20 protein-coding genes are annotated in these 25,652 nt (G+C 70.9%); 6 read left to right on the forward strand and 14 right to left on the reverse strand.

Features of this window, described 5'->3' with window-relative positions:
* Positions 1-42: 42 nt before the first annotated feature.
* The gene (locus tag ACSMXX_RS22015; protein ID WP_473180415.1) at positions 43-552 is read right to left on the reverse strand and encodes a GyrI-like domain-containing protein; all 510 of its coding nucleotides are present in this window, start codon (positions 550-552) and stop codon (positions 43-45) included.
* Between the two features lie 193 nt (positions 553-745).
* Here ACSMXX_RS22015 and ACSMXX_RS22020 point away from each other — a divergent pair, with 193 nt between their 5' ends.
* Together ACSMXX_RS22020 and ACSMXX_RS22025 are read left to right on the forward strand one after the other, a co-directional pair.
* A complete protein-coding gene (locus ACSMXX_RS22020) occupies positions 746-2,965 on the forward strand; it encodes an FUSC family protein (protein ID WP_473180416.1) in 2,220 nt (739 codons plus the stop codon).
* A gap of 78 nt (positions 2,966-3,043) precedes the next feature.
* Positions 3,044-3,922, forward strand: coding sequence for an isocitrate lyase/PEP mutase family protein (locus ACSMXX_RS22025; RefSeq protein WP_473180417.1), 879 nt, complete (start codon positions 3,044-3,046; stop codon positions 3,920-3,922).
* A gap of 20 nt (positions 3,923-3,942) precedes the next feature.
* On the opposite strand, the gene ACSMXX_RS22030 is transcribed toward ACSMXX_RS22025, so the two are convergent.
* Complete coding sequence (locus ACSMXX_RS22030) at positions 3,943-4,842, reverse strand: ATP-dependent DNA ligase (RefSeq protein WP_473180418.1); 900 nt, start codon at positions 4,840-4,842, stop codon at positions 3,943-3,945.
* A gap of 159 nt (positions 4,843-5,001) precedes the next feature.
* On the opposite strand from ACSMXX_RS22030, the gene ACSMXX_RS22035 reads away from it, so the two are divergent.
* Positions 5,002-5,400 (forward strand): YybH family protein, encoded by a 399-nt coding sequence (locus ACSMXX_RS22035; protein ID WP_473180419.1) that lies wholly within the window; start codon positions 5,002-5,004, stop codon positions 5,398-5,400.
* A 49-nt stretch (positions 5,401-5,449) separates the two neighbouring features.
* Positions 5,450-6,058 carry a dihydrofolate reductase family protein gene (locus ACSMXX_RS22040; protein WP_473180420.1) on the forward strand — a complete coding sequence of 203 codons (609 nt, stop codon included), beginning with the start codon at positions 5,450-5,452 and terminating at the stop codon, positions 6,056-6,058.
* Here ACSMXX_RS22040 and ACSMXX_RS22045 read toward each other — a convergent pair.
* The 4 genes from ACSMXX_RS22045 to nhaA all read right to left on the reverse strand — a co-directional run bounded on the left by ACSMXX_RS22045 (position 6,044) and on the right by nhaA (position 10,705).
* Positions 6,044-6,541 (reverse strand): CBS domain-containing protein, encoded by a 498-nt coding sequence (locus ACSMXX_RS22045; RefSeq protein WP_473180421.1) that lies wholly within the window; start codon positions 6,539-6,541, stop codon positions 6,044-6,046. The two genes, ACSMXX_RS22040 and ACSMXX_RS22045, sit on opposite strands and share 15 nt — an antisense overlap.
* A 30-nt stretch (positions 6,542-6,571) precedes the next feature.
* The gene (locus ACSMXX_RS22050; RefSeq protein WP_473180422.1) at positions 6,572-7,870 is read right to left on the reverse strand and encodes an ArsB/NhaD family transporter; all 1,299 of its coding nucleotides are present in this window, start codon (positions 7,868-7,870) and stop codon (positions 6,572-6,574) included.
* Positions 7,867-9,153, reverse strand: coding sequence for a cation:proton antiporter (locus tag ACSMXX_RS22055; protein ID WP_473180423.1), 1,287 nt, complete (start codon positions 9,151-9,153; stop codon positions 7,867-7,869). The genes ACSMXX_RS22050 and ACSMXX_RS22055 overlap by 4 nt, the downstream gene beginning before the upstream one ends.
* Positions 9,154-9,298: 145 nt before the next feature.
* Positions 9,299-10,705, reverse strand: a complete 1,407-nt coding sequence (gene nhaA, locus ACSMXX_RS22060; RefSeq protein WP_473180424.1) for a Na+/H+ antiporter NhaA — start codon at positions 10,703-10,705, stop codon at positions 9,299-9,301.
* Here nhaA and ACSMXX_RS22065 point away from each other — a divergent pair.
* On the forward strand, positions 10,687-11,988 hold the full coding sequence (locus ACSMXX_RS22065) for a PucR family transcriptional regulator (protein WP_473180425.1): 1,302 nt from the start codon (positions 10,687-10,689) through the stop codon (positions 11,986-11,988). The two genes, nhaA and ACSMXX_RS22065, sit on opposite strands and share 19 nt — an antisense overlap.
* A gap of 237 nt (positions 11,989-12,225) precedes the next feature.
* Here ACSMXX_RS22065 and ACSMXX_RS22070 read toward each other — a convergent pair whose 3' ends face one another.
* From ACSMXX_RS22070 to ACSMXX_RS22085, 4 genes are all read right to left on the reverse strand, one after another.
* Positions 12,226-12,846, reverse strand: coding sequence for a LysM peptidoglycan-binding domain-containing protein (locus ACSMXX_RS22070; protein WP_473180426.1), 621 nt, complete (start codon positions 12,844-12,846; stop codon positions 12,226-12,228).
* Positions 12,847-13,119: 273 nt separating this feature from the next.
* Positions 13,120-15,537: an ABC transporter permease gene (locus ACSMXX_RS22075; protein WP_473180427.1), complete on the reverse strand. Its 2,418-nt coding sequence runs from the start codon at positions 15,535-15,537 to the stop codon at positions 13,120-13,122.
* Positions 15,538-15,542: 5 nt separating this feature from the next.
* Complete coding sequence (locus tag ACSMXX_RS22080; RefSeq protein ID WP_473180428.1) at positions 15,543-16,292, reverse strand: ABC transporter ATP-binding protein; 750 nt, start codon at positions 16,290-16,292, stop codon at positions 15,543-15,545.
* An 89-nt stretch (positions 16,293-16,381) separates the two neighbouring features.
* Positions 16,382-16,972 carry a TetR/AcrR family transcriptional regulator gene (locus ACSMXX_RS22085; protein WP_473180429.1) on the reverse strand — a complete coding sequence of 197 codons (591 nt, stop codon included), beginning with the start codon at positions 16,970-16,972 and terminating at the stop codon, positions 16,382-16,384.
* Positions 16,973-17,237: 265 nt separating this feature from the next.
* On the opposite strand from ACSMXX_RS22085, the gene ACSMXX_RS22090 reads away from it, so the two are divergent.
* A complete protein-coding gene (locus ACSMXX_RS22090; RefSeq protein WP_473180430.1) occupies positions 17,238-17,882 on the forward strand; it encodes a GNAT family N-acetyltransferase in 645 nt (214 codons plus the stop codon).
* A 45-nt stretch (positions 17,883-17,927) separates the two neighbouring features.
* Here the strand turns inward: ACSMXX_RS22090 and ACSMXX_RS22095 are convergent, their stop codons facing one another.
* The 4 genes from ACSMXX_RS22095 to ACSMXX_RS22110 all read right to left on the reverse strand — a co-directional run bounded on the left by ACSMXX_RS22095 (position 17,928) and on the right by ACSMXX_RS22110 (position 25,604).
* Positions 17,928-18,707, reverse strand: a complete 780-nt coding sequence (locus ACSMXX_RS22095) for a snapalysin family zinc-dependent metalloprotease (RefSeq protein WP_473180431.1) — start codon at positions 18,705-18,707, stop codon at positions 17,928-17,930.
* Between the two features lie 245 nt (positions 18,708-18,952).
* Positions 18,953-21,301, reverse strand: coding sequence for a glycoside hydrolase family 65 protein (locus tag ACSMXX_RS22100; RefSeq protein WP_473180432.1), 2,349 nt, complete (start codon positions 21,299-21,301; stop codon positions 18,953-18,955).
* Positions 21,298-22,086, reverse strand: a complete 789-nt coding sequence (locus ACSMXX_RS22105) for an HAD family hydrolase (protein WP_473180433.1) — start codon at positions 22,084-22,086, stop codon at positions 21,298-21,300. Before ACSMXX_RS22105 ends, ACSMXX_RS22100 begins: the two co-directional genes overlap by 4 nt.
* A gap of 80 nt (positions 22,087-22,166) precedes the next feature.
* Positions 22,167-25,604: a GH92 family glycosyl hydrolase gene (locus ACSMXX_RS22110; protein WP_473180434.1), complete on the reverse strand. Its 3,438-nt coding sequence runs from the start codon at positions 25,602-25,604 to the stop codon at positions 22,167-22,169.
* Between the last annotated feature and the right edge of the window lie 48 nt (positions 25,605-25,652).

Below are 25,652 nucleotides of genomic sequence, written 5' to 3' on the forward strand. Positions count from 1 at the left end.
GAAGCCGTCACCGGCGGGCCGGGGTCGTGCTGAGCGACCCCGTCAGACTGCCTCCGTCTTTCCGTCCGCGACCACGCAGTTGAGCTGTGTACGCAGATCCCGCGGGTCCATTTCCGGCGTGGGCTCGGTGACGTAGAACTCCCACATGACCGGGCCCGGCGTCAGCCCCTGCTCGCGTACCCAGGTGTGCAGCCGCTCCCAGGAGGCGCCAAGCCCGTCGAACGAGCCGTGGTGGGTCGCACGGGCGACGCGTGCCGCGGGCAGCGCACTCACGACGACGTCCCCCTCGGGCCGGACCGCCCGGTCGGTGACGAAGCCGACCTCGAGTTCGGCGGTCTCCTCCGGCGGCCGGTGATAGAGGCCGAACGCGGGCCCTGTTATGGCGACTTGCTGACGTGAGACCGTCTCGCCGAGCTGCCGGAAGGACGTGTCGAAGAAGTCCCGCAGCCCGGCCAGTGGCACGACACCGCGGACGACGGCGGTCACCGCCGGTTCGACGTCGACGATCTCCGGCTCGCCGGTGCCGGGCTGTGATGATGCGGCGCTGCTCATGATCCTCCCCATGTGTATGGCTCTGCCCGAGGTCGACCAGCCGGCCCGCCGGAACTCATCGCCCCGGCGGTGACCGGCCCGCCTCGGCCCCCTTCCCGGGGTCCGGACTTCCTTCCGACCCCGGCTCTGACCTCGGCGGCCGCCCCCGGCTGCCCCGGCCGTTGCCGGGGAAGGTCCCCGTAAGCTCGACGCCATGAAGGTCCTGCCCTGGTTCCGGGCGCTCGGTGAGACGGCGCGCTCCGGACTGTCGGTCGAGCGGGCCAAGCTCAGTCCGCTCATCGCGCTGCGCGCCGCGGCCGGTGTCGCGGTCATCGTGTTCCTGACCCTGTGGGCGGGGTCCGCGGAGCTGGCCGTGGCCTCCGCGTTCGGAGCCTTCTCCTCAGGTGTGGCGACGTTCCAGCGCAGTTGGCGCCCCAGGCCGGTGCTGGCGCTGTGCGCCGGGGCGGCGCTGGCGCTGTCGACGTTCGCCGGCTATCTCGTCGTCGGCCATCCCGTCGCGTTCGTACTCCTGCTCGCCGCCTGGGCGTTCGCCTCCGGGCTGGCCTGGGGACTGGGCCCGACCGCGGGTGTCGTGGCGTCCTCGACGGTGGCCTGCATGCTGGTGACCGTCACCCTGCCGACCACCGTTCTCGGCGCTCTCGCACAGGCCGCGCTCATCGCGGCCGGCGGATTCGTGCAGGCGGCGCTGATCGTGCTCTTTCCCGTACGGCCGTGGGGCGAGCGGCGCGACGCGCTCGCCGACGCGCTGGCGGCCGTCGCGGACTACGCGCGCAGGCTGCGCCACGACCCCGGTGCCTCCTTCGACCCGAAGCCGCTGATGGAGGCCCGCAGCGCCGCCGCGGTGTCACCGCGTCAGGCCCGTCGCCGGCCGCGCCAGCTCGGCGGCTACCGGGGCCTGGCCGAACGCTTCCGTCCCGTGCTCGCCTCCCTCGCCGACCCCGTCGTGGGCGCGCCGATGGTCGGCCGGGAGCGGGAGCGCGTACGGGAGCTGCTGCAGGCGGCGGCGACCGTGCTGGACGCGACGGCCCGCGCGGTGCGGCGCGGTGAGCGGGTACGTCTCCCGGAGGACGCCCTGGACGTGCTCCAAGTCCCGGCTTCCGGGCCGGTGTTGAGCGGCCCCGCGCGCAAGGCGGCGATGCGGCTGATCGCCCTGACGCAGGACGCGGTGGACGCCGCGCAGGAGCCGGTCGAGGTCACCCGGTCGATCCCGCTGATTCCCCGCGCCACGTGGCAGATGCCGGCACGGCCCGACAGCGTGGAGGAAGCCGACGTCTACGTCGACCCCGACGCGGACGCCCAGCCCGCACATCCGGTGCAGCCACGGCACTTGAGCCAGCCGTCCCTCGCCGTCCTCGTCCCCGTCGCCGTGCGCACTTTCCGCCGCGAACTGCGCTGGTCCTCGCCCGTGTGCAGGCATGCGCTGCGCGTCGCCGCCGTCGTCGCCCTCAGCTACGTGCTGGGCAGGGTGCTGCCGCCCGAGCACGGCTACTGGGCGCCGCTGACCGCCGTCATGGTGATGCGCCCCGACTTCTCACGGACGTACGAACGGGGTGTGGCCCGCGTCGCCGGGACGCTGCTCGGCGTGGGGCTGGCCGGCACGGTCACGGCGCTGGCCCATCCGCCTCCGTATGCGAGCGCCGCGCTGGCGGTCGTCAGCGTCGGCTGCATGTATCTGCTGATGCGCACCGGTTACGCCATTACGTCCGCGTGCATCGGCGCGTACGTCGTCTTCCTGCTGGGCATCGCCGGCTCGCTGTGGTCGCAGACCGTGCTGGACCGGATCTGGCTGACGGCGCTCGGCGGGGCGCTCGCCATGCTGAGTTACGCGCTCTTCCCGGCCTGGGAGACACCGCAGTTGAGGGACCGGCTCGCCGACTGGCTCTCGGCGACGGGCGGTTACACCACCGCGGTGCTCGACTGCTTCGCCGACCCGGCGGGCAGCGCCGCCGGCGCCGTCGGCACGCCCGCGCCCGGAAACCTGGGCCGCAAGGTCCGCGAGGCCCTGCTGGACACGCGCTCCGCCCGCGAGGAGTGGGACCAGACGGCGACACGGGCGGGCGCGGAACCCGTACGCCACCGCGGGGGACTCTCGCGTCGCTCGGCAACCGCGGCACAGTCGGCGATGGTCACGCTGGGCCGGGTCACGATGCTGCTGGAGGCCCACCTCCCGGACCGGAACGCGAAGCCGAACTCCGGCGCGGAGGAGTACTCCAGGGCGCTCGCGGCCGCCCTCCCCGACGCGGTGGCCGCACTCCGCGAGGGCCGCACCCCGGACTGGGGCCCCGTGCACGACGCCCTGGCCCGCTGGTGGGAGCAGGAGGCGGACCTCCCCTCCTCCTCGGTGGCGCTGCGCACCGCCGACCTGCTCGCGGACGCACTGGAGGACCTGGCGGACGCGGTGGCACCCAAGTGAGCGGCAGACGCGCGGGGCAGGAGGCGCCGTATCGTGCCTCGGGCCGTACGAAACGCTCGACCTCGAAGGAGCTCGCTTGTGGAGACTGACGGCAAAGACCAGGCCACGGCACGGCGGGCCAGGGCCCGGCGCTTCGTCGAACTGCACCGGAGCGGCTGCTTCCTGCTGCCCAACGCGTGGGACGCAGGCAGCGCCCGGATGCTGGAGTCGGTCGGATTCGCCGCCCTCGCGACCACGAGCGCGGGCGTCGCGTTCTCATACGGTCGGCCGGACCACGACTTCTTCTCGGAGCAGCCGGCCGGCGGGCGGATCGACCGCGATCCGATGCTGCGAAGGGTCGGCGAGATCGTCGACGAGGTGCGGGTGCCGGTGAGCGCCGATCTCGAGGACGGGTACGGCGAATCGCCCGGCGAAGTGGCGCGGACCATCGCGCTGACCGTGGCGGCGGGCGCGGCGGGCGGCAACATCGAAGACTTCACCGGTGACCGCACCCGACCGCTGTACGACCGGGCGCTCGCCGTCGACCGGATCGTGGCGGCCCGCGCCGCCGCCGATGAGACCGGCGAACCGTTCGTCCTGGTCGGACGGACGGACGCGCTGCTGACCGAGGCCTCCCTGGCCGAATGCGTCGACCGGGCCAACGCCTACCTCGCGGCCGGAGCCGACTGCGCGTTCGTTCCCGGCGCGGCCGACAAGGACACCGTCGCCCGGCTCGTCGCCGAACTCGACGGTCCGCTCAACGTGGTGGCGGGACTCAACGGCACCGCGCTGTCACTGGCCGACCTGGCTGCACTCGGCGTTCGGAGGGTCACCGTCGGCGGCAGCATCGCCAGGGCGATGTACCACCACCTGCGCGAGGCCGCCCGGGAACTCCACGACCTCGGCACGTTCTCCTACGCCGACGACCAGATCCCGCAGTCCGAGCTCAACGCCGTCTTCCGCCCCCGCCCGATGTAGCCGCAGGGCAGCGGGAGCCTTCAGACGTCCACGCGCAGCCGCACGTACCGCACCAGCGGGACGCGGCCGGTGCGTACGCGCACCTCTGCCGTGAGGGGTTCGGCATCGGCGGTCAACGGCTGCCACCGCACGTCCAGTTCGTCGTCCGTGACCGCCTCGCCGAGGCGCCCGGCGACGGCGCGGCCCAGCTGTGACGCCGTCACCGACGGCAGCCGCGGTGTGGTGACGGCCCGGCGCCCGTCGGGGAGTTCGACGACCGCGCCCCAGGGCCGCCGCTCCGGTCCGGTCACGCCCAGGAGCAGGGCGTCGACCGTTTCCGCGGACCTCACCTTCCGCCAGGCCGTACGCGGTTCGCCCGGACGGTACGGGGAGTCCCAGCGTTTGGAGACGATGCCTTCGACGCCCTGCGGTCTCATCTCCCGCATCCACGCGCGGGCTTGGGCCGCGTCGTCGGTGGCCAGGACCAACTGGATCTGCGGGCCCGCCTGTTCGACGATGCTCTGCAGCCGCGGCCATCTCGTACGCAGCGGCTCGGACCGCAGATCCGTCCAGGGCACCGCGAGCACGTCGAAGGCGACGAGTACGGCCCCGGGAGCGGACCTCGGCCGCCTGGCCAGGCCGCGGGACTGCACTGCCTCGAAGTCGAAACGCCCCTGCTGTTCGTTCCACACCACCACCTCCCCGTCGATGACGGTCCCCGCCTCCAACTGCTCTGCTGCGTGAATGAGTTCGGGGAACTGGGCGCTCACGTCCCGCATGCTGCGGGAGTGGATCCGTACGGCCTCCGAGGTCACGGAGAGGGCCACGCGCCAGCCGTCGAGCTTGACGGAGTGGTGCCAGCCGGGCCCGTCGGGGACGGCTTCGACCGCCTTCGGCCGCACCAGCTCCACCGGCAGCCGCACCACGAGCGCTGAATTCACAGCGGCCAGCTTCACGGCGGGCGACCGGAGCGTCCGGCGGCCACGCCGCGCCCGTCCGCGCACGCCACCGTTGTGGCGGAGCGCGGTGTCAGCCGATGAGTTTCCGCGGCCGCCCTGGTCAGCACCTCGTACGTGACGCAGAACGGAAGGAGCCCCGGCGTGGCCGGCGACGAGACACAGATCCGCGAGCTGATCGAACGGTGGGCGGAGGCGGTGCACGAAGGCGACATGGACGCTGTGCTGGCCGCGCACTCCGACGACATCGTCATGTTCGACGTGCCGCCGCCCGAGGACGGCGTGCGCGGCATCGAGAGCTACCGCGCGACCTGGCCGCCGTTCTTCGACTGGCAGCGCCAGGGCGCCTGCTTCGAGATCGTCTCCCTGGACGTCACGGCGGGCGAGGACGTCGCCTTCGCGCACGCGCTCGCGCGCTGCGGCACCGAGAAGGAACTGCGGGACGACCCGGCCAACCGTCTCCGCCTGACGATCGGGCTTCGCAAAGAAGGCGGCCGCTGGACCGTCTCGCACGAGCACCACTCGTTCACGTCCAAGGGCTGACGCACGGCCGGTGGCTGAACCGCCGGTCTGACGCACGGAGGACCCGGAGATGAGAAAGATCATCCTGTCCATGTCGGTCTCGCTGGACGGCTACTTCGCAGGCCCTGACGGCGAGATCGACTGGCACCTCATGGACGACGAGCTGCACACCCACGTCAATGAACAGTTCAGGGGAATGAGCGCCTTCCTGCTGGGGCGCGTCGACTACGAGATGATGGCCGGCTTCTGGCCGACCGCCGACTCGGACCCGTCGGTCACCGGCCCCATGAAGGAGTTCGCCGGCATCTGGCGGGAGACGCCCAAGCTCGTCTTCTCCCGCACGCTGGAGCGGACCGGTGAGGAGAACGCGGCGCTGCGCCGGGAGGTGGACCCCGAGGAGATCACGGCCCTGAAGGCCCAGCCCGGCGGCGACATGGCCGTCGGCGGTGCCCTCCTGGCGGAGGCCTTCCGCCGGCACGACCTGATCGACGAGTACCGCATCCTTGTGCACCCCGTGCTGCTCGGCGGGGGCCGGCTCCTTCTCCCGCCGCTCGAAGCCCCACTGACCGAAGCCGCGGATGCCAGGACGCCCCTCCGCCTCGCGGGCACGCGCACCTTCGGCAACGGCGTCGTGCTGCTGCACCACGTGCGGGTGGCTGGTCCTTCATCCGGAGGATGAGCCGCCGGCGGTGTCTCCCGTGGCGGTGCTGCCCCGGAGCAGTTCGTCGAGGAGATGCGACGCGGTGATGACGCCGAGCAGATAGCTGCCGGCCTTGTCCGTCGCTGCCACCGCCACCAGCGGGCTGCGCACCCGTGCCATCAGCGCTGCGACCTCCAGCGCCGTGTCGTCCGCGTCGGCGACGGGCGGCGGCCCGGCGTCGGCCGGCAGACAGTCGCCGACGCGGCGGCCCGAGAGCGCCTCGCAGAGCCGGTCGGCATGCTGCTCGTCGACGACGGCAGCGAGGGCAGGGTCCTCGATCACATACCCCGGGACCAGGATCTTGATCATCTGCGAGGCGGGCAGGATCGCCCTCGGCTCGTCCCGCTCGTCGAGCACCAGCAGCCCGGGCAGCCGGTGCTCGGCCATCAGCCGGGCGGCTTCCAGCGCGTGGCTGTCGACGGTCACCGACTCGTACGCGACTGCCAGGTCACGTGCGCGCATTGCCGGCTCCTCTCAGGTCGTGGGCCGGGTTCAGGCCAGAACGAAGTACCGCGTCCACACGTACACCGCCGAGAGCGCGATCGTCACGGCGGTGACGACGAGACCGTACTTGGTGAAGTGCCAGAAGCTGATCGGCGTGCGGTTGCGTTCGGCGATTCCGAGGACGACGACGTTCGCGCTCGCACCGATGGCGGTCGCGTTCCCGCCGAGGTCCGCGCCGAGTGCCAGGGCCCACCAGAAGACGTGGTCGCTCCCGCCGCCGACGCTCTGCACCAGGTCGCCTGTGATGGGCGCCATGGTGGCGACGTAGGGGATGTTGTCGACGATGCCGGAGAGGACGCCCGAGGCGCCCAGCAGCAGCATCGAGCCGCCCAGTTCGTTGTCGCCGATGGCTCCGGCGAGGGACTTCGACACGGACCCGATCACACCCGTCTCGATGAGCCCGCCGATCATGACGAACAGCCCGGCGAAGAAGGCGAGTGTGGGCCACTCGACGTCGCCGAGCACCTCGCCGGTCTGCACGGAGGAGACGGCGACGAGCAGCCCGGCGCCCAGGAGGGCGACGACGCTCGGCTCGTAGTGCAGCACGGGATGCAGCACGAAGCCCGCGACGACCAGCCCCAGTACGACCAGGCCCTGCACCAGCAGCCGCTTGTCGCGGATCGCTTCGCGCTCCTCCAGCGCCATGACCTCCGCCGCGCGCTTCTCGTCGTACACGAAGGACTTGCGGAACATCACCCGGGACATCGCGACCAGCACGAACGTCAGGACGGCTGCGATCGGTGTCAGATGGACGATGAAGTCGTTGAAGGTGAGCCCGGCCCGGCTGGCGATGATGATGTTGGGCGGGTCGCCCACCAGGGTCGCCGTCCCGCCGATGTTGGACGCCATGACCTCGGCGATCAGGAACGGGGCGGCGGGAAGCGCGAGGCGTTCGCAGACCAGCAGGGTCACGGGGGCGATGAGCAGGACCGTGGTGACGTTGTCCAGCAGCGCCGAGGCCGCCGCGGTGATCACGATCAGCATCGCCATGACCCGGAACGGCCGGCCACGCGCCCGCTTCACCGACCAGATGGCCAGATACTCGAACAGCCCGGTCTTCTTCAGCACCCCGACGATGATCATCATGCCGAGCAGCAGGAAGATGACGTTCCAGTCGATGCCCGACTTCTGCGAGTAGAAGGCCGACGCGTCGTCGGTCGCTCCGATCGCGAGCATCAGCGCCGCGCCGCCGAGGGCGGCCGCGACCCGGTGGATCTTCTCGCTGATGATCAGGATGTACGTCGCCGTGAAGACGGCGATCGCCGCCCAGCTGTGCCAGTCGTTCATGACGCTCCGGGGAGTCGGTTCGGGCTGGGGGTGGAGCCGGCGGTGGAGGGGCCCGGCACCGTTGCCTCTCGGCCGGTCTCCGGGGTGCTTGCGTGGACATCGGTTCCTTCGACGAGGTGCGAGACCTGGAAGAGGCGCGCGACCGGAACGTCCGTGCTGCTGTGCGCGACGATGGAGAAGGCGATGCACACTGCCACGAGCGTGTATGCCTGTTCGGCCTGCGGGATTCCCGATTGCAGCACGAGCAGCCCGTACACCACCGATGCGAAACCCTTGGGGCCGAACCAGGCGGCCGCGAATCTCTCGCGGCGGTCGAGGCCGGCCCCGATGAGGGACAGCAGCAGTGAGGCGGGACGGATCAGGACGATGGCCAGCCCGGCGGCCACGTAGCCGCCCACCGTCAGGTCACCGAAGAGCTGAGGAGTCAGGAGGGCTCCGAAGATCAGCAGTGCGGCGAACTTCGCCAGCTCGGCGAGTTGGTCTCCCAGCGGACCGAAGGACTCCTTGGCCTCGGGCGAGACGGAGGCCAGGACGGCGCCAGCCGAGAAGGCGGCGAGGTAGGGGTTCGCGTGGGTGAGGTGGCAGAGGGCGTAGAGGATCACGCCGGTCGCCAGCGGCAGCAGGGGCTGCAGCTTGGGCTCCGCGCCGAGCACTCGGACCCGGGCCAGCGCGTGTACGAGGAGGGGAAGTCCGGCGCCGAAGGCGAGCCCCAGTGCCAGCTCTGCGCCGATCGCCGTGCTCGAGGTACGGGCCTGACCCGCGGCAGGGCCCGCCGCGGCGATCAGAAGCAGTACGACGGGCAGAGCGAGACCGTCGTTGATTCCGCTCTCGACGTTGAGCAACTGCCGTAGCCGCGCGGGCACTTCCTTCCGGCCCACGATCGCCGAGGCGAATACGGGGTCCGTGGGTGCCAGCACGGCTCCCACCAGGAAGGACGTCGTCCAGTCCAGACCCACCAGGTAGTGGGAGACCAGTGCCATGAACGCGAACGCCAGCGGCATTCCCAGCGCGAGTGCGCGGGCCGGGTAGCGCCAGGCACGGCGCAGTGCCGGGAAGGAGACGTGCATGCCGTCGACGAACAGCACGGCGAAGAGCGCGAGGTCCGCGGTGACCGACACGATCTCGCTCTCCGGCGTGACCTCGACGAACCCCAGAAACCCTTCACCTACGAGGGCTCCGCCGACGAGGAGAAGCAGCGAGGTGGACAGGACCGTCCGCGCCGCCAGCCCGGACAGCAGGACCGCCACCAGGAGAACGATCCCGAAAACCGCGATGAGCACCACGACAAGCGCCTCCGGTCAGCTGAGAGTTCTGCCTCATCGCCGACCAGACTTCCCGGCACACCGCCGGAGACTCTACACGGCCGTCGTTCCGGTGCTCTGGCCACGGGCTCGCTCGATGCGACGGTCATGCCGCGAACCGCGCAGATCACGGGTCGCCGGTGCCGCTGTCGCGTGCCCGCTCCGCCGCCCTCCGGGCCGCCTCCTTGCCGCGCCGTTCCGGGTCCTCGGGCTGGTCGATGTCGGGAACCGCGTCCCCGTCCTCGTCGCGGGTCTCCTCCTCCCACAGCACCCGGTACCTCCTGTCGCGGGCCTTGATCAGTACGCATGCGACGGCCGCGGAGAGCAGCGAGCCGACCAGCACCGCAGCCTTCACATGCGCCGCGGTCTCCGGGTCCGTGAAGGCCAGCTCCGTGATCAGCAGCGACACGGTGAAGCCGATGCCCGCGAGCATCGAGACGCCCGCCACATCCGGCCAGGCCATCGCCGGGTCGAGCCGTGCCCGCGTGAAGCGTGCTGCGAGATACGTACCCCCGAAGACGCCGGCGAACTTGCCGAGGAAGAGGCCGAGGACGACACCCAGGGACTCCGGCTGCCGGAACATCTCGGCGAGCGCGGAACCCGAGACGCCGACGCCCGCCGCGAAGAGCGCGAAGAGCGGAACGGCGATGCCTGCCGAGAGCGGGCGCACGAGGTGCTCGACGCGTTCCCCGGGAGACGTCTGCTGCCCCTCGCGCGGACGGCTGCGCAGCAGCATGCCGAGAGCGACGCCGGCGATGGTCGCGTGGACGCCGCTGTTGTACATGAGGGTCCAGACGACGAGGGCCAGCGGCACGTACACGTACCAGCCGCGCACTCCCAGCTTCGCGTGCAGCACGCGGAAGAGAACCAGCCCGGCCGCCGCGCCTGCCAGCGCGGCCCAGTCGAGGCTCGCGGAGAAGAAGACCGCGATGACGAGGATGGCGCCGAGATCGTCGACGACGGCGAGGGTCAGCAGGAACGCGCGGACTCCGGAGGGCAGGTGGGAACCGATCACCGCCAGGACGCCGAGGGCGAAGGCGATGTCGGTGGCCATCGGCACGGCCCAGCCGTCCAGGCTGCCTCCTCCGGCGAGGCAGACTGCGGCGTAGAGGAAGGCCGGAACGGCGGTGCCCGCGACGGCCGCGACGACCGGAAGGGCGGCGGCCGCGGGCTTGCGCAACTCTCCCGCGACCAGCTCGCGCTTCAGCTCGACTCCGGCGACGAAGAAGAAGAGCGTGAGGAGGCCCTCCGACGCCCAGTGCTCCACCGAGAGGTCCAGCCCGAGGGCGGGGATGCCGAAGTGGAAGTCCCGGAGGGACTCGTACGAGGAACTCAGTGGTGAGTTGGCCCACACCAGCGCGACCAGTGTGGCGCCGAGCAGAATCATGCCGCCGACGGTCTCGGCGCGCAGCGCTTCGGACAGGCGGCGGCGTTCACGCGCCGGGGGACGGCCGAAGAGGCGGGTCTGCTGTGGAGAGGGAGTCGAGGACGTCGACTGGGAAGCAGACGTCGAACGTGACGGGTACGCGGGCATCGGGGCGGCTCCTGGCGCGGGAGAAGGAGACGCCATCGCTTGAAGACGCCGCCGACCAGGCTTCCCGGCTCACCATTGCTGCGTCGATCTCGTTCGACCCGTACACCGTAACCCGCTCGCTTACGCTGATGCGCGGTGAGGGGGCCGAGGCGAGAGGGGGAGCGGTGGCAGAAGGCAGCCCTGGCGGCGACAGGGCAGAGGATTTCCTCGGCCGTTATCCGGAACTGCTGGCCGAAGTGTCCGAGACGGGCCGCCTGCCCCGCCGCGGCGAACTGGATTCCTTCCGCGCCCTCGGCGAACGCGCCTCCGAGCAGGGCTGGGCGCTGCGCGAACTGGTCGGCCTGTACCTCGGCCGGACACGTGAACTGTGGGGCACGCTGCCGGGCGTCGCCCGTGCCGCCACCGCGGGCGAGCGCGCCCGTACGGGAGACGCGCTGCTCGGTGCGGTCGAGGGCGCGGTGTCGGCGCTGGGGGAGGGACACGAGCGTGCGCAGCGACTCGCGGCGCGCCGGGAGGAGGGCGAGCGGCGGGAGTTCGTCGACGATCTGCTGCACGGACGCAGCGACATGGGCCTGCTCGCCGAGCGTGCGCAGCGCTTCGGACTGCGGCTCGCGGACGTGCACACGGTCGCGGTCGCGGACGGCGAGGAGAAGTACGACGACCTGCACCGCACGGTCCGGCGCATCGAGCGCGACCTGCAGGGGCGGTTCGGTTCGCGGGACGTGCTGTTGTCCACGAAGGAGGGACGGCTGGTGTGCATCGCCGCGAGCAGCGACGACGACGTGCTGGAGCACTTCGTCCGCCTCGCCCGCGACCCCGGCCCGGACCATCCGGGCGCGCGGCACATAGCCGTCGGGCGTGAGCATCCCGGTGCGGGCGGCGTGGTGCTCAGTTACGAAGAGGCGCTGGGAGCACTCGAACTCGCGGAAGGGCTGGCCCTGGAGAACGTCCGGCTCAACGCCTCGGAGCTGCTGGTCTTCCCGGTGCTGCTCCGCGACCGGGGGGCGATGGCGGACCTCGTGCGGACCGTGCTCGGGCCGCTGACGAAGGCACGCGGCGGGGCGGAGCCGCTCCTGGAGACCCTGACGGTGTGCTCCGCGGCCGGATACGTCAACGCGGAGGCCGCACGGCGGCTCGGTCTGAGCGTGCGTACGCTCTCGTACCGGCTGGAACGCATCCGCACCCTCACCGGCTACACACCGAACGAACCCCTTCAGCGGTTCACGCTGGAGGCGGCGGCCATGGGAGCGCGGCTGCTGGGATGGCCCGGCAAGGATCTGTGACGCGGGCCCCGCCACGAATGCGTTGCTCACAGGACGTCAAAAGCACGTGAATATTGCCGGGTTCTGGCAATGTGTGGCCTCCGTCTGCGATGTCACCATGAGTGTGCGCCGCAAGGGCGCAGATGCACGAGCCGATGCCCTCGACGGGGGTGAGGGCATCGGCTCCGTGCACTGCCGTGCCCCCGGGGTTCTCCCGGGGGCACGGTGCTGACTGCCGGAAGTCGGCAGTACTCGGGCTCAGCCCACCTGCAGCTTCTGACCCGGGTGGATCAGGTCGACGTCGCCGCCGACGGCGGACTTGTTGTCCTCGTAGAGCTGCTTCAAGCCGACGCCGTGCGAGGAGGCGATGGAGCCGAGCGTGTCACCGGTCTTCACGGTGTAGTCGCCCTTGCCCCCGGCGTCGTGAGTCTCGTGCCGCGGCGAGCCGTTCGCCTCAGCGGAGCCCTCGCCTGAGCCGCCCGCGTCGACGTCGGCCGGTGCGCCGTCGGCGCTCAGGCCGGCCTCGCCGGCACACGCCCAGGCGCCCGGGCCCTGACGGTCGAGCAACTTCTCGGCGGTGGCGATCTGTTGTTCCTTGGTGGCCTGGTCGGCGCGCGGCGCGTACTTCGTACCGCCGGCCGCCTTCCAGCTGGATTCGGAGAACTGCAGGCCGCCGTAGTGGCCGTTGCCGGTGTCGGCCTGCCAGTCGCCGCTGGACTCGCATTCGGCGACCTTGTCCCAGGTGCTGACAGAGGCAGCCTGGGCGCCGGGCGCAGTCACCATCGGAAGGGCGACGGCGGCGCCCACGACGCCGCTGAGCACGGCGAGGCGGGTGGCCTTCACAGGCCCGCGGTTACGGCCGTTGCCGGAGAACAGCATGGTGAATGTTTCCTAACGATCGCGGAGTTCGCCACATGCCGTGGCGAACGTGTCGAACGGTGGCGACCGTAAGCACACTGCCGCGGACGGGCAAAAACCGGCACGAGTGATCCGTCAACTCCCGGAAGCCGCCAAGGAATCACCATCACCGCAGGTCACCCGGATGGGTGCGAACCGGACAACAGGGCTTGTGCGGGGCACCGGCGGAGAGAAGGGTCACATGGCGAGCCGGTACTGCTCCCACTCGGCCGCTGCCCCGGCTCCCGCCCGCCCTCAGCCGGCGCGCTCCCGTACGACGCGTGCGATGTCGAGGCGCTGAACGGCCCGCACGGCGGGGATCTGTGACAGCAGCGACGCACCCAGGACGGCGGCCGCCGCCGCGACGGCGACGGGCCAGCCGATCTCGAGCCGTATCGAGAACATGTCGCTGGAGAAGGAGTTCAGGGACTCCCGCGCCGCGGCGTACCCGGCCGCGAGGCCGACCGGCACGGCAAGCGCCGTCGCCGTCAGATTCTCCGCGGCCAGCAGGCCCGCGATGCGGCGCAACGGCACCCCGGCCGCGCGCAGAGTGGCCAACTCACCGGTGCGCTCGGCGACGTTGACGGTCATCGTCACGTAGATGACGGTCAGCGCCAGCACGCCGCCCAGCAGCAGCATGATTCCGACGAACACCCAGAACAGCGTCATGTAGCGGTCGATCTGCCGCTTGACCGCCTGCGAGTCGGCGTAGGCGACGACGCCGTCCAGCGCCGTGACGTCCTGACGCACCTGATCGTCCGCCGGCGCGGCCGCTCCGGAGGCGAACCGCAGCGCATAGCCGTTGGTTCCGGAGCCCGTCGCCGCCTCGACCGTGGCCTGCGTGCCGTACAGCGCCGACCCCATCGGCTCGTCCACCAGCCCGGCCAGCCGCACGGTCCCCTCCGTGGCGTCGCCGCCCCCGCCTCCGGTCGAGCGGAGCGTGAACCGGTCGCCGGGGGAGAGGTGCAGCCGCTCGGCGAGCCCCTTGCCCGCCAGGACCCAGCCGTCGGCGGGCAGGCGGCGCTCCCGCCCGTCCGGCGTCCGGAAGCCGTGCATGGTGGTGCCCGGCCGGTACCCCGTCAACGGGGTGCTGTAGGACTCGCCGCCGGCCCTCGCGGTGACCTGCGCCGACGTCGTCGGCTCCACCGCGCTCACTCCGTCGACGCCGCGCAGCGCCCGCTGCTGGTCGGGTGCCCGCGGATCGGCGGTGACGGTTGCGTCCTCACGCTGCACCGTCTCGAACTGTTTGTCCGTGGCCGACTTCATGCTCGTCGCCATGCCCGCCGACGAGAGCACCAGCACCAGCGCGAGCACACTGCCGAGCATCGTCGCCAGCGTGCGGCGCCGGCTGCGCCCCAGTTCGCGCAGCGACAGCCGGAGTGTCAGCGGCAAGCGCCGCGCCCAACCCGGCGCCCGCCGACGCTTCGTGCGTGGGCGCACCCGGTTCGGCACGGCGCCGCCCTCACCGCGCATGGACTCCGCAGGCGCGGTACGGGTCGTCGCCCACGCCGGCACCGCGCCGCCCACCAGCCCCACCAGTACGCCGAAGAGCAGGCCCGTCGCCATGACCGCCGGGCGGTGTTCCACGAGCGTGTAGGGGATGCCGAGTTCGGCGGTGTAGGCGTGCGTCATCGCCGTCGTCGCCACCGCTCCCAGGGCCACGCCCAGCACGGCACCGCCCGCACCGGCGAGCACACCGTGGCCCAGGTAGTGGCGCACCACGGTGAAGCGCGGAGCTCCGGCGGCCAGGAAGGTCGCGATGATCCTGCGTTCCGCCAGCACCATGCGTGTGATGAGTACGTACGCGGCCACAGCCGCCGCCGACAGGAACAACACCGGGAAGGCGACGGAGAGTTGGGAGAAGCCCTTCAGGTCCTCGTTCAGCGTGGCGTCGGACGGCTGCTCGGAGCGCGGCTGCACCTCGGCGGCTCCCGCCGCGCGGAGGATTCCGGCGGCACGGGCGGTCGCGACGTCGTCGTCGCGGGCGGCGTCGCTCAGCCGCACGAGGGTCTGCCGCGTGCCCGGGGCGCTGCGCGTGAGTTCCCGCACGGTCGCCTCGGGTGCGAAGAGCACCGCGAAGTTGTGCGGATCACCGAGGACTTGCTGACGGGTGAGGGCCGGCCACAGATACTCGGGCGATTCCGCCACACCCCGCACGGTCACCGTCCGCCAGCGCGAACCGTCGTGGATCTTCGAAGTGTCACCGGGGGAGAGGCCGAAGGTCTTCGCGGTGTGCCGTTCGACCAGCACGCCGTGCGCGTCGCCGCGCCGCGGATAGTGACCTGAGACGACATCGACCTTGTTGACGTCTGCCTGCTCACCGGCGGGCAACCCCGTCACCCGGCCGAGGAGTTCGGCACCCTGCTCGTCCCCGCCGAGCCGTACCGGCAGCCGTCCCTGCGTACGGGTCGCGACCCCTTCGACGCCGTCCGCCGCGCGGGCCGCCGCCGCGATTTTCGCCGCGTCGCCGCCGGAGGCCGTCAGATCCGCGAAGTGCATGCGGGAGTAGGTGTGTTCGTAACTGGAACCCAGGTTGCGGTAGGCGTCGTAACTGGCGACGAAGAGCAGCACGCCGACCATCACGGTCACCCCGATGGCCGCGAACTGCGGCAGGCGGCGCCGCAGATCACGCCGCGTCTTGGCGAGAAGCCGTGTCCTGGTGCGAAAGACCATGCCGCTCACCAGTCCACGTCGGTGACGTCGGCTGGGACCGCGTTCCGCTCGACCGACTCCACACGTCCGTCCCGCATCGTCACCACCCGGTGGGCCATCCGCGCTATCGCGGCGTTGTGCGTGACCATCAGCACGCCGCGGCCCTCACGGTTCGTCTGCTGCAGCAGCCGCAGCACCGACTTGCCGGTGGCTACGTCCAGGGCACCCGTGGGCTCGTCCGCGAGCAGCAGATCCGGGTCGGTGGCCAGAGCACGCGCCATCGCGACGCGCTGCTGCTGGCCGCCGGAGAGCTGCGCCGGGAAGTGGTCCAGCCGGTCCCCGAGCCCGACGGACTCCAGCAGCCCGGCGGCGTCGCGCCGCTCGCCCCGGCCCGTCAACTCGACCATCACCTCGACGTTCTCCTGTGCCGTCAGGGTGGGGACCAGGTTGAAGAACTGGAAGACGAAGCCGATGTGATCCCGGCGGAAGCCCGCCAGCCCGCGCGGCCGCCGTCCGGTCAGATCCACCCCTGCGACCTCCACCGAACCGCCGCCGGCGGGCTCGATTCCGCCGAGCACATTCAGCAGAGTCGTCTTGCCCGAGCCGCTCGGCCCGAGGACGACCACCAACTCGCCCGCCTCCAGGTCCAGATCCACCCCGTCGAGGGCGGCGACGGAGGCCTCCCCGTCCCCGTACGTCTTCGACACTCCGCGCAGCTTCGCCCCGCCCCGGAGCGTGACTCCGGTACCGGCGTCCTGTGTGCTCGTATGCGCCACGGATTTCCTCCCTCTGTACGGGACTTGAGGTCTCTGTACGGGACTTGAAGCTCTCTCCACGGGACTTGCTGTGCGGCACGGGGCTGCACTCAGTCGGCTGGTGTGACCCGGGCCAGGCGCGCCAGCGGTCCCGACACGGAGATCTGCGCTACCGACGGGTCGATGAGCCGGTGCAGCACGAGCCCGTCGACCGCGGCGCCCAGCAGGAGAGCGGTGGCCTCGGCGTCGTCCTCGGAGCCGCCCGTGCCGCCGGCCGCCCTCAGCCACTCCGCGACGCCCCGGCGCCACTCCGCCATCAGTTCCGCCAGCTCCGTACGCAGCCGCTCCAGCCGCGTCGAGGCCAGCAGCATCTCGCTGAACAGCACCGTCGTCGGATCCGTCGCGGTGTACTCCGACGCCATCTCCAGCACCTGGCTCACGCCCCCCGAGGCGTCGTCCGCCTGCGACATCGCCTCGGTCGCACGCCTCAACTCGCGCCGTGCGGAGGCCAGTGCGGCTTCGATCAGCAGATCGCTGACGGTGGAGAAGTGGTAATGCACCAGCCCCGGCCGCAGCCCCGCCCGGTCCGCCACGCGCCGAGTGGTCACCGCACCCCAGCCGTCCTCGACGATCAACTGCGCCGCGGCGTCGAGCAGCCGCTGCCGGGTCTCATGTCCGCGCTCCGCGGATGTCGGGGTCATGCTCGCTCCACTCGGTGCTTCACGGGATTCCGCGGGACGGACCCTCGGGCCTCGGGGCCCCTCAGCGGCTTGGGTTGATCGACTTGGACGTATGATTTGGGCAAATGATTTGGGCGTACGTCCAAACTGAATGCCACCGTACGCCCTTCCCCGGCCAGCGCGCCACCCACCCCCGCACCAACGAAACAGCGGTGATCGTCAGTCCGAGTGAGAAGCTGTTCGCTGCTCAACACGAACACCAACACCACCGGGGAGCGGGTTCGGCGTGACGGAGGTCCGTACGTTCGCGGAAGGCGACCGCGCCGATCTGCGTGAGCTCTTCCGCCGGGCAGGCGAGGGCGCGCCGACGGCCTCCTTGTGGGGGCACGAGGAGTCGGAAGCGGCGATCTATCTGCAGGCGTACATGGATCTGGAGCCGGAATCGCTGTTCGTCGCGGTGGTCGACGGGGCGTTGGTCGGCTACCTGGCCGGAAGCCTCGACCACTCGCAGTTCCCGAGGGAGAGCGAACGCATCGCGCGGGCGATCCGGAAGTACCGGCTGGTCCTCAGGCCCCGGCCCGCGGCCTTCCTCGCCCGCAGCGTGCTCGACATGGGCCGGGCCGCCGTACGGAGAGAGCCGACGGCATCGGACTTCACGGACGAACGATGGCCCGCGCACCTGCACATCAACGTGGCGTCCGCAGCGCGCGGTACGGGTGCCTCCGACGCACTGATGCACGCGTGGTTCCAGCGGCTCAGAGACAACGGCTCACCGGGATGCCATCTGCTGACCCTGTCGGAGAACACCCGCGCGGTGCGGTTCTTCGAGCGCATGGGCTTCGTCAAGCACGGTCCCACTCCGCTCGTCCCGGGAATTCGCCATGAGGGCAGGCGAGTTCACCAGCAGACGATGGTCTGGAGCCCTGACTGACGGACGGTCGAGGGCAGCCCCTGACGTACGTCGGCACCCCTGCCGTCAGGAAGCCGTGGCATCGGAGCCGAAGTTGCCCCGCACCTCGCGTACTTCCGCGGCGCTCGGATACGAGTTGGTGCAGGTCGTCCCCGCGGACTTGCCCGACATCACGTCGGAGCACGGCCCCGGCTGCTTGTCCTCAAGGCCGAGCATGTGGCCGAACTCGTGGGAGACGATGCGGATCGCATCGTGCCCCTGTGCGAGGGCTCTGCGGCCGATGTTGACGGTGCCCTTGCCGAGGCCGGGCCCTTGGGGTTCGGCGCCGGGCCAGCCCTTGGTGGCGACGATGCGGATGTCCGCGTCGGTTCCGGCGCGCGCACGCTGCAGCTTCACCTCGGGGACCCGGTCGTTCCACGACTCGGCGGCGGCACGTATCGCTCCGGCGAACCCGTCGGCGGCGCTCGCGTCGTAGCTCAGGATCACTGCGTCACGTCGGCCCGCACCCGCACCCGTCCCGGTAGCCGGTCCGGCCTGCGGGATGGTTCCGGAGACGTCGTCGGCCGGCCACTCCGCGCCCGAACCGCCTTCCGGGCCCTGCCCGCCAGGACCTGCCGATTCGCCGACGACGGCGTCCGTACCGCGAGAGCCGGAGCCGGAGCCGCGCGAGGGGATCTCGTCGGAACCCCGTCCCGAGGACTCTCCGGTGGAGTCGCTCGTGGCGGAGACGCTCCGTTCGTCCACGGGCGACTTCGTCCCGGACCCCTCCGGGCCTCCGCACGCGGTCAGTGCGAACAGAGTCAGCGGCGCACATGCCGCCACCCATCTCTCGAGTCCGGTACGCATCCTGTCTCCTGCAAGGTCATCGGGTCCGTCGTGAAGGGGCGCCACTGCGGGCGTACGAATAGTGCCCGATGCCGGGCGGTCCCGCAGATGTTTCCTACTCACGCGTACAGACTGGATGCCGTTCCCCGGTGCGCAGGTGATGTACATGACATGTCAACCGCATTGAACTTACCGGGAGTCACCAATAGCCGGCCTCAATACCAGGACTCACCACGACCAGCGCTCGGCGCCGGAAATATCCCGGCTCAGTGCCGGCTCGCCGGCCGTCGTCCCGGCGGCTGCTTCGGCTCCGTGCGCGGCGGGGTCCGCGGCACCTTCCGGGTGCGGGGCTCCTTGCCGTGCACGGTGAAGCGTTCGCCGTAGTGGCAGATCTCCATCGGCGTACCTTCGACGAGCGTGTACGTCGCCGTGGAGTCGCCCATCTCGACCCGCAGCCGCCGCCCCAGCACCTGGACGGTGAAGGCGAGCCGGGTGAGGCGTTCCGGCAGCTTGGGGGCGAACTCCAGGGCGCAGTCGGCGGCGTGCCTCATCCCGCCGAAACCGGCGACGAGCGCCATCCAGGTGCCGGCGAGGGAGGCGATGTGCAGTCCGTCGCGGGTGTTGTTCTCCAGGTCGGCCAGGTCCATCAGGGCCGCTTCGCCCAAGTAGTCGTAGGCCAGGCGCAGATGGCCGACCTCGGCCGCCATCACGGCCTGCCAGCACGCGGAGAGCGAGGAGTCCCGCACGGTCAGTTGCTCGTAGTACTCGAAGTTGCGGGCCTTCTGCTCGTCGTCGAACTCCTCGCCGTGCCGGCACATCGCCAGTACCAGGTCGGCCTGTTTGACGACCTGCTTGCGGTACAGCTCGAAGTAGGGGAAGTGCAGCATCAGCGGATACTGGTCGGGCCGGGTGCCCGCGAAGTCCCAGACCTGATGCCCGGTGAAGTCGGCCGACTGCTCGTGCACGCCGAGGTCTTCGTTGTACGGGAGGGCCACGGCGTCGGCCGCGTCCCGCCAGGCGGCGGTCTCCTCGAGGTCGACGCCGAAGGCGGAGGCCAGGTCCGGGTGCCGGTCGACGGCGTTGGCGGCCTCCCGGAGGTTCTCCCGCGCCATCAGATTCGTATAGATGTTGTCGTCGGCGACCGCGCTGTACTCGTCGGGTCCCGTGACTCCGTCGAAGTGGAAGGCGCCCTGGTGGTCGTGGTGGCCGAGCGAGTGCCACAGCCGGGCGGTCTCCACCAGGATCGGCACGCCCGTCTCCCGCTCGAACTCGTCGTCGCCCGTGGCGGCCACGTACCGCACCACCGCGTCGGCGATATCGGCGTTCACGTGGAAGGCGGCGGTGCCCGCCGGCCAGTACGCCGAGCATTCCGAACCGTCGATCGTCCGCCACGGGAACGCGGCGCCGCGCAGGCCGAGTTGCTTTGCGCGGGCGCGCGCGGCCGGCAGCGTGTCGTACCGCCAGCGCAGCGCCTCCGCGACCGAATGCGGCGAGGTGTAGGTCAGCAGCGCCAGCACGAAGGTCTCGGTGTCCCAGAACGAATGGCCGTCGTACCCCGAGCCGGTGAGGCCCTTCGCGGGGATGGCGCGCTGTTCGGCACGCGCACCCGCCTGCAGGACGTGGAACAGGCCGAAGCGCACCGCCTGCTGGATCTCCGCGTCGCCGTCCACCTCGACGTCCGAGCGCGCCCAGAAGTCGTCCAGGTAGGAGCGCTGCTGCTCGACGAGCCCGTCCCAGCCCGTGCTGCACGCACCGGCGAGGGCGGCGTCCACCTGGTCGCGCACCGCGGGAAGGGAGCGCACGCTCGACCAGCCGTACGAGACCGTCTTCTCCAGCCGCAGCGGCACGCCCGGCTGCAGCACCGCGGTGACCGTGAGCCGGCTGACGTCCTCGCCGCTCTCGCTCGAAGTACGCGTGGATTCGGGGCCGTTGACGACGTGGTCGGCCGCCGCGGCGACGCGCAGACCGCTGCGGCGCGTGCAGTGGATGAGGCGCAGCCGGTTCCCCGATGCGAGGTTCTCCTCGGGCTCCAGCGGCGATTCGAGTGCGGCGGCGGCACGCGGATCGCCTTTGAGGTGGGGGAGTTGCTCGTTGGCGACGAGTTCCGACTGGATGACGACGCGCACCTCGTCGTCCAGCGGCTCGACCTCGAAGGCGACGGCGGCGATGGCGCGCTGAGTGAAGGAGACCAGCCGCGTGGAGCGCACCCGCACGGTGCTGCCGGCCGGCGAGGTCCATTCGCAGGTGCGGCGCAGCAGCCCGGTCCGCATGTCCAGTACGCGCTCGTGGGAGCGCAGCCGCCCGTAGCGGACGTCGAAGGGCTCGTCGTCGACGAGCAGGCGGATGACCTTGCCGTTGGTGACGTTGATGACGGTCTGGCCCGACTCGGGGTAGCCGTAGCCGGCCTCGGCGTACGGCAGCGGATGCAGCTCGTGGACGCCGTTGAGGTAGGAGCCGGGCAGTCCGTGCGGCTCGCCTTCGTCGAGGTTGCCGCGCCAGCCGACGTGGCCGTTGGAGAGCGCGAAGACGGACTCGCTCTGGGGCAGCACGTCCACGTTGAGCCCGGTCTCGCGCAGCGTCCAGGGTTCGCAGGCGTACGCCCGGTGGGTGATCATGTGCGCTCCTCGGGCTGGGTGGCCTCGGCGTCGGAGGTGAGCTCGGTCAGGTCCTGGACGACGGTGTCGGCGCCGTGCCGGCGGAGGGCGTCGGCCTGGCCGACCCGGTCGACGCCCACGACGTACCCGAAGCGGCCGGAGCGTCCGGCGTCCATGCCGGCCAGGGCGTCCTCGAAGACGGCGGACGTGGCGGCGTCCACGCCGAGGTCGGCGGCGGCGGCGAGGAACGTGTCGGGCGCCGGCTTGCCGGGCAGGGCGCGCTCCTCGGCCACCACGCCGTCGATCCGCACCTCGAAGAGGTCCTCGATGCCGACGGAGACCAGGATGTCGCGGCAGTTCCTGCTGGAGGAGACCACGGCCGTGCGCAGGCCGGCCTGCCGCACCGCCTTCACATAGCGGACCGAGCCGGGGTAGGCCTCGACGCCGTCCTTGTGGATCTTCTCCAGCAGCAGGTCGTTCTTGCGGTTTCCCAGGCCGTGCACGCTCTCCCGGCCGGGGGGATCGTCCGCGGTGCCCTCGGGCAGTTCGATGCCGCGGGACGCCAGGAAGGTGCGTACGCCGTCGTCCCGCGGCCGCCCGTCCACGTACTTGTCGTAGTCGTCCGGGCTGAACGGCCTGAGGTCCTCTCCCGCGCGGCCGCCGTCCCGGGTGCTCTCACGGCCGCGCAGGAAGCCGTCGAACATCTCTTTCCAGGCGGCGGCGTGCACGACGGCCGTCCTGGTGATCACACCGTCGAGATCGAACAGGCAGGCGCGGACGGTCTGCGGCAGTCCCAGGGTCGTCATGCGGGGCCGGGTCCCCCGCTGGGGCCCCGGCATGCCTGGTCACCCAGCACTACAGGCTTCGTGACCAGCCGCCCGTGTGGTCAGCCCAGCAGTTCGATCTCCGAGAGCACCGCGGAGCGGCCTGCGGGCACGAGCCTGTAGTGCCTGTACGCGCCGGGGTCGCCGACGGTGAAGACCCGGGTCTGCCTGTCCCAGCGGAAGGACTCGCCCTTGCGCCTGTCCACCGCCGTCCACTTCTTCCCGTCGCGGGAGCCCTCCAGGACCCAGCCCTCCGGGGCGTCGGCCCGGTCGGCGGAGGTCAGCGTGTAGGACTTCACCGGCTTGTCCCGGGAGCCCGGCTTCACCTCCATCGCGGCCTCGGAGAAGACGCCTCTGGTGCCGGATGTGTCGTCCAGCAGCGGCCCCGCCTCTTCTCCCGCCTTCGCCGGTACGGTCACGTCCCCGGGCGGCGAGGGCACCTTGTCGTCCTTGGTGATGGAGGACGGGGCGTTCTTCTCGCCGGTGCCCCACTTGGAAGGCTTCGGTCCCATGTCGAATTCGAGGGTGCCGCCGCGTGCGATCAGCTTGTGCGGCAGTGAAGTGGAGTGCCACTCCTTGCCGTTGACGCGCAGGCCCTGCACGTAGAAGTTGCGCTTGCCGTTGCGCGGCGCCTTCACCACCAGTTCGCGGCCGCCTCCGAGTCGGACGGTCGCCTTGGTGAACAGCGGTGAGCCGACGGCGTATTCGGGCGATCCCATCACCAGCGGGTAGAAGCCGAGCGCGCTGAAGAGATACCACGCGGACATCTCGCCGTTGTCCTCGTCGCCCGGGTAGCCCTGGCCGATCTCGCTGCCGAGGTAGAGGCGGGAGAGTACGTCGCGCACCTTCTCCTGCGTCTTCCAGGGCTGCCCGGCGGCGTCGTAGGTGTAGGCGATGTGGTGCGAGGGCTGGTTGCTGTGCCCGTACATCCCCATGCGTACGTCGCGAGCTTCGGTCATCTCGTGGATGACGTCGCCGTACGAGCCCGCGAACTCCTTCGACGCGGTCTCGGGCGTGGCGAAGTACTTGTCGAGCTTCTTCGCCAGGCCGGCGCGTCCGCCGTAGAGGTTCGCGAGGCCCTTGGTGTCCTGGGGCGCGGTGAAGGCGAAACTCCACCCGTTGGTCTCGGTGTAGTCGTGGCCCCACACCCGCGGGTCGAACTTCCCTGGCGGCAGGCGCCAGTCGCCCTCCGCGTCCCTGCCCTGGAAGAAGCCGATCCGGTCGTCGAAGTGCTTGACGTAGTTACGGGCGCGCCCGAGGAAGTACTCCGACTCCGCCTTGTAGCGGGCCTTGTGGGTCTTGCGGTACAGGGCCTTGCCCATGCGCGCGATGCCGAAGTCGTTGAGGTATCCCTCCAGGGCCCAGGACATGCCTTCGCCGGTCGTGGTGCTGGTGTATCCGAGGAAGGGGGAGGTGGCCATGCCCTTGCGGCCCACTCCGGACCGCGGGGGTGCGACCGTGGCGTTCTTGACTGCGGCGTCGTAGGCGGCTTCCGCGTCGAACTTCACGCCCTTGGCGTATGCGTCGGCGAAGGCGACGTCGGAGCTGGTGCCCGTCATCAGGTCCGCGTAGCCGGGCGAGGACCAGCGGGATATCCAGCCGCCGTCCTTGTACTGCTGCACGAAGCCGTCCGCCATCTTCCCGGCCCGCTCCGGTGTGAAGAGGGAGTAGGCGGGCCAGGTCGTGCGATAGGTGTCCCAGAAGCCGTTGTTGACGTACACGTCGCCATCGACGATCTTCGAGCCGGTGTGTGTCGGGGTGTCCTCACCCGTCGGCTTCGAGAACGGGCTGGCGTAGCGCTTGCGTGAACCCACCCGCTCGGCACCGGAGTTGGGGTAGAGGTAGAGCCGGTAGAGGCTGGAGTAGAGCGTGGTGAGCTGGTCGCGGCTCGCGCCCTCGACCTCGATGCGCCCGAGCAGATCGTCCCACTCGCCCTGCGCGCGCTGCCGCACCTCGCCGAACGACGCGTCCGCGGGGATCTCGCGTTCCAGGTTGGCCTTCGCCTGGTCGACGCTGATCAGCGACGTGGCGATGCGCATCGTGACCGTACGGTCAGAGCCCGGGTCGAAGCGGAGATAGCCGGTGACGTCCTTGCCGCCACCGCCCTCCAGCTTGCCGCCCTCGGTCACGGACGAGTCGAAGCGGGCGTAGACGAACATGCGGGTGGCGCCCACCGACAGCTTGCTCTTGACGTCGGAGAAGCCGGTGACGGTGGCGTCGTCCTTGTTCCTCCCGGACGGGTTGAGCGTGAGACCGCCGCGGTTGTCGACGTTGTCGAAGATGAGGTTCGCGTCGTCGCCGGGGAAGGTGAAGCGCATCATCGCGGCGTGGTCGGTCGGAGTGATCTGCGTCCGCAGGCCGCTCTCGGACGTGACGCCGTAATAGTGCGGCCTGGCCGTCTCGTTGCTGTGGCGGAAGGGCAGCGCGCGGGCCTTGCGGGACGCGTCGGGCTTGCCGGCGGCAGCCGACGGCATCACCTGGAAGGTCTGCCGGTCGCCCATCCACGGGCTGGGCTCGTGACTGGCGCTGAAGGCCTGCAGGGTGGGGAGGTTGTCGTCGTTGTTCTTGCGGGCGTACTCGTAGAGCCAGTCCGTGGAGCCCGCGTTGGTCACCGGCGTCCAGAAGTTGAAGCCGCCGGGGAGCGCCGTGGCGGGGAAGGTGTTGCCGCGGGAGAAGTCGCCGCTGGAGTTGGTGCCGCGGGTGGTCTCGGCGTAGTCGGAGAGGTGCGCGGGGCGCTTCGCGGGTTTCTCCGGCGCGATCGACACGTCGTCCACCCAGCCGCGGAAGGCGCTGTCGCCCTTGGGGGAGTCGTACGCGACGAGGACCCGGTCGACGGTCTTGCCCGCCGCCACGGCGCCGATCCGCGACTTCCTGTCGTTCCACTGGTTCGCGTACATCGTCTTCGCGGCGGCCTGGCCCTGCGGCGTGAGCGCGGCGCCGTGCTGGTCCTTCGCGCCCAGATCGCTCAGATAGGTGCCGTCAGTGAAGGCGAGATCGAGGGACGCGTGCGTGGCGGGGTAGTCGAGGTCGGTCTTCGGCAGCTCGGGGAAGATCTTGTACGAGAGCGAAGTGCGGGCGCTCACACGGACGTCGACGTCGAAGACGCGGTTGTAGGAGTAGCCGCGGCCGCCGGCGGTGTGCTCACCCGCGTAACGCAGCGAGTGCTTGCCGCTGAAGCCCGCGCCGTCCTTCGCGGTGGGGGTGTCCTCGGGGCCGCTGCTCGTGTGGCTGCTCATGCCGGGTGTGCCCGGTGCGGAGTCGCGGTGGACGCCGTCGGTCTTCTTCTCGCCGTCGGGCGTCGTCTCGACGCTGTCCTTCCAGTCGGGTGCGGGATCGCCCGGTTCGAAGGAGGAGTTGAAGGAGGCGGCCGGTCCGCCCGGTGCGTGCGGTTCCCGGGGCGGGCCGGCCGATGCCGTGCCCTGCGCCGTCATCACCAGCAGCGCCGATACGAGGAGGGCCGCCCAGGTTCTGCCGGCGGTGCCGGATCTGCCTCGTGACATGTGTGGCTCACTGTGCCGCACGTGACCGCTCCCCGATTGTTGACATCG

It is taken from the genome of Streptomyces sp. DSM 116795 (assembly GCF_055792905.1).

Excerpts from the sequence above, each read along its gene's own strand:
- ACSMXX_RS22015 (WP_473180415.1), bottom strand. The coding sequence starts at position 552 with ATGAGCAGCGCCGCATCATCACAGCCCGGCACCGGCGAGCCGGAGATC.
- ACSMXX_RS22020 (WP_473180416.1), top strand. The coding sequence starts at position 746 with ATGAAGGTCCTGCCCTGGTTCCGGGCGCTCGGTGAGACGGCGCGCTCC.
- ACSMXX_RS22040 (WP_473180420.1), top strand. The coding sequence starts at position 5,450 with ATGAGAAAGATCATCCTGTCCATGTCGGTCTCGCTGGACGGCTACTTC.
- ACSMXX_RS22045 (WP_473180421.1), bottom strand. The coding sequence starts at position 6,541 with ATGCGCGCACGTGACCTGGCAGTCGCGTACGAGTCGGTGACCGTCGAC.
- ACSMXX_RS22050 (WP_473180422.1), bottom strand. The coding sequence starts at position 7,870 with ATGAACGACTGGCACAGCTGGGCGGCGATCGCCGTCTTCACGGCGACG.
- nhaA (WP_473180424.1), bottom strand. The coding sequence starts at position 10,705 with ATGCCCGCGTACCCGTCACGTTCGACGTCTGCTTCCCAGTCGACGTCC.
- ACSMXX_RS22070 (WP_473180426.1), bottom strand. The coding sequence starts at position 12,846 with ATGCTGTTCTCCGGCAACGGCCGTAACCGCGGGCCTGTGAAGGCCACC.
- ACSMXX_RS22075 (WP_473180427.1), bottom strand. The coding sequence starts at position 15,537 with ATGGTCTTTCGCACCAGGACACGGCTTCTCGCCAAGACGCGGCGTGAT.
- ACSMXX_RS22085 (WP_473180429.1), bottom strand. The coding sequence starts at position 16,972 with ATGACCCCGACATCCGCGGAGCGCGGACATGAGACCCGGCAGCGGCTG.
- ACSMXX_RS22095 (WP_473180431.1), bottom strand. The coding sequence starts at position 18,707 with ATGCGTACCGGACTCGAGAGATGGGTGGCGGCATGTGCGCCGCTGACT.
- ACSMXX_RS22100 (WP_473180432.1), bottom strand. The coding sequence starts at position 21,301 with ATGATCACCCACCGGGCGTACGCCTGCGAACCCTGGACGCTGCGCGAG.
- ACSMXX_RS22105 (WP_473180433.1), bottom strand. The coding sequence starts at position 22,086 with ATGACGACCCTGGGACTGCCGCAGACCGTCCGCGCCTGCCTGTTCGAT.
- ACSMXX_RS22110 (WP_473180434.1), bottom strand. The coding sequence starts at position 25,604 with ATGTCACGAGGCAGATCCGGCACCGCCGGCAGAACCTGGGCGGCCCTC.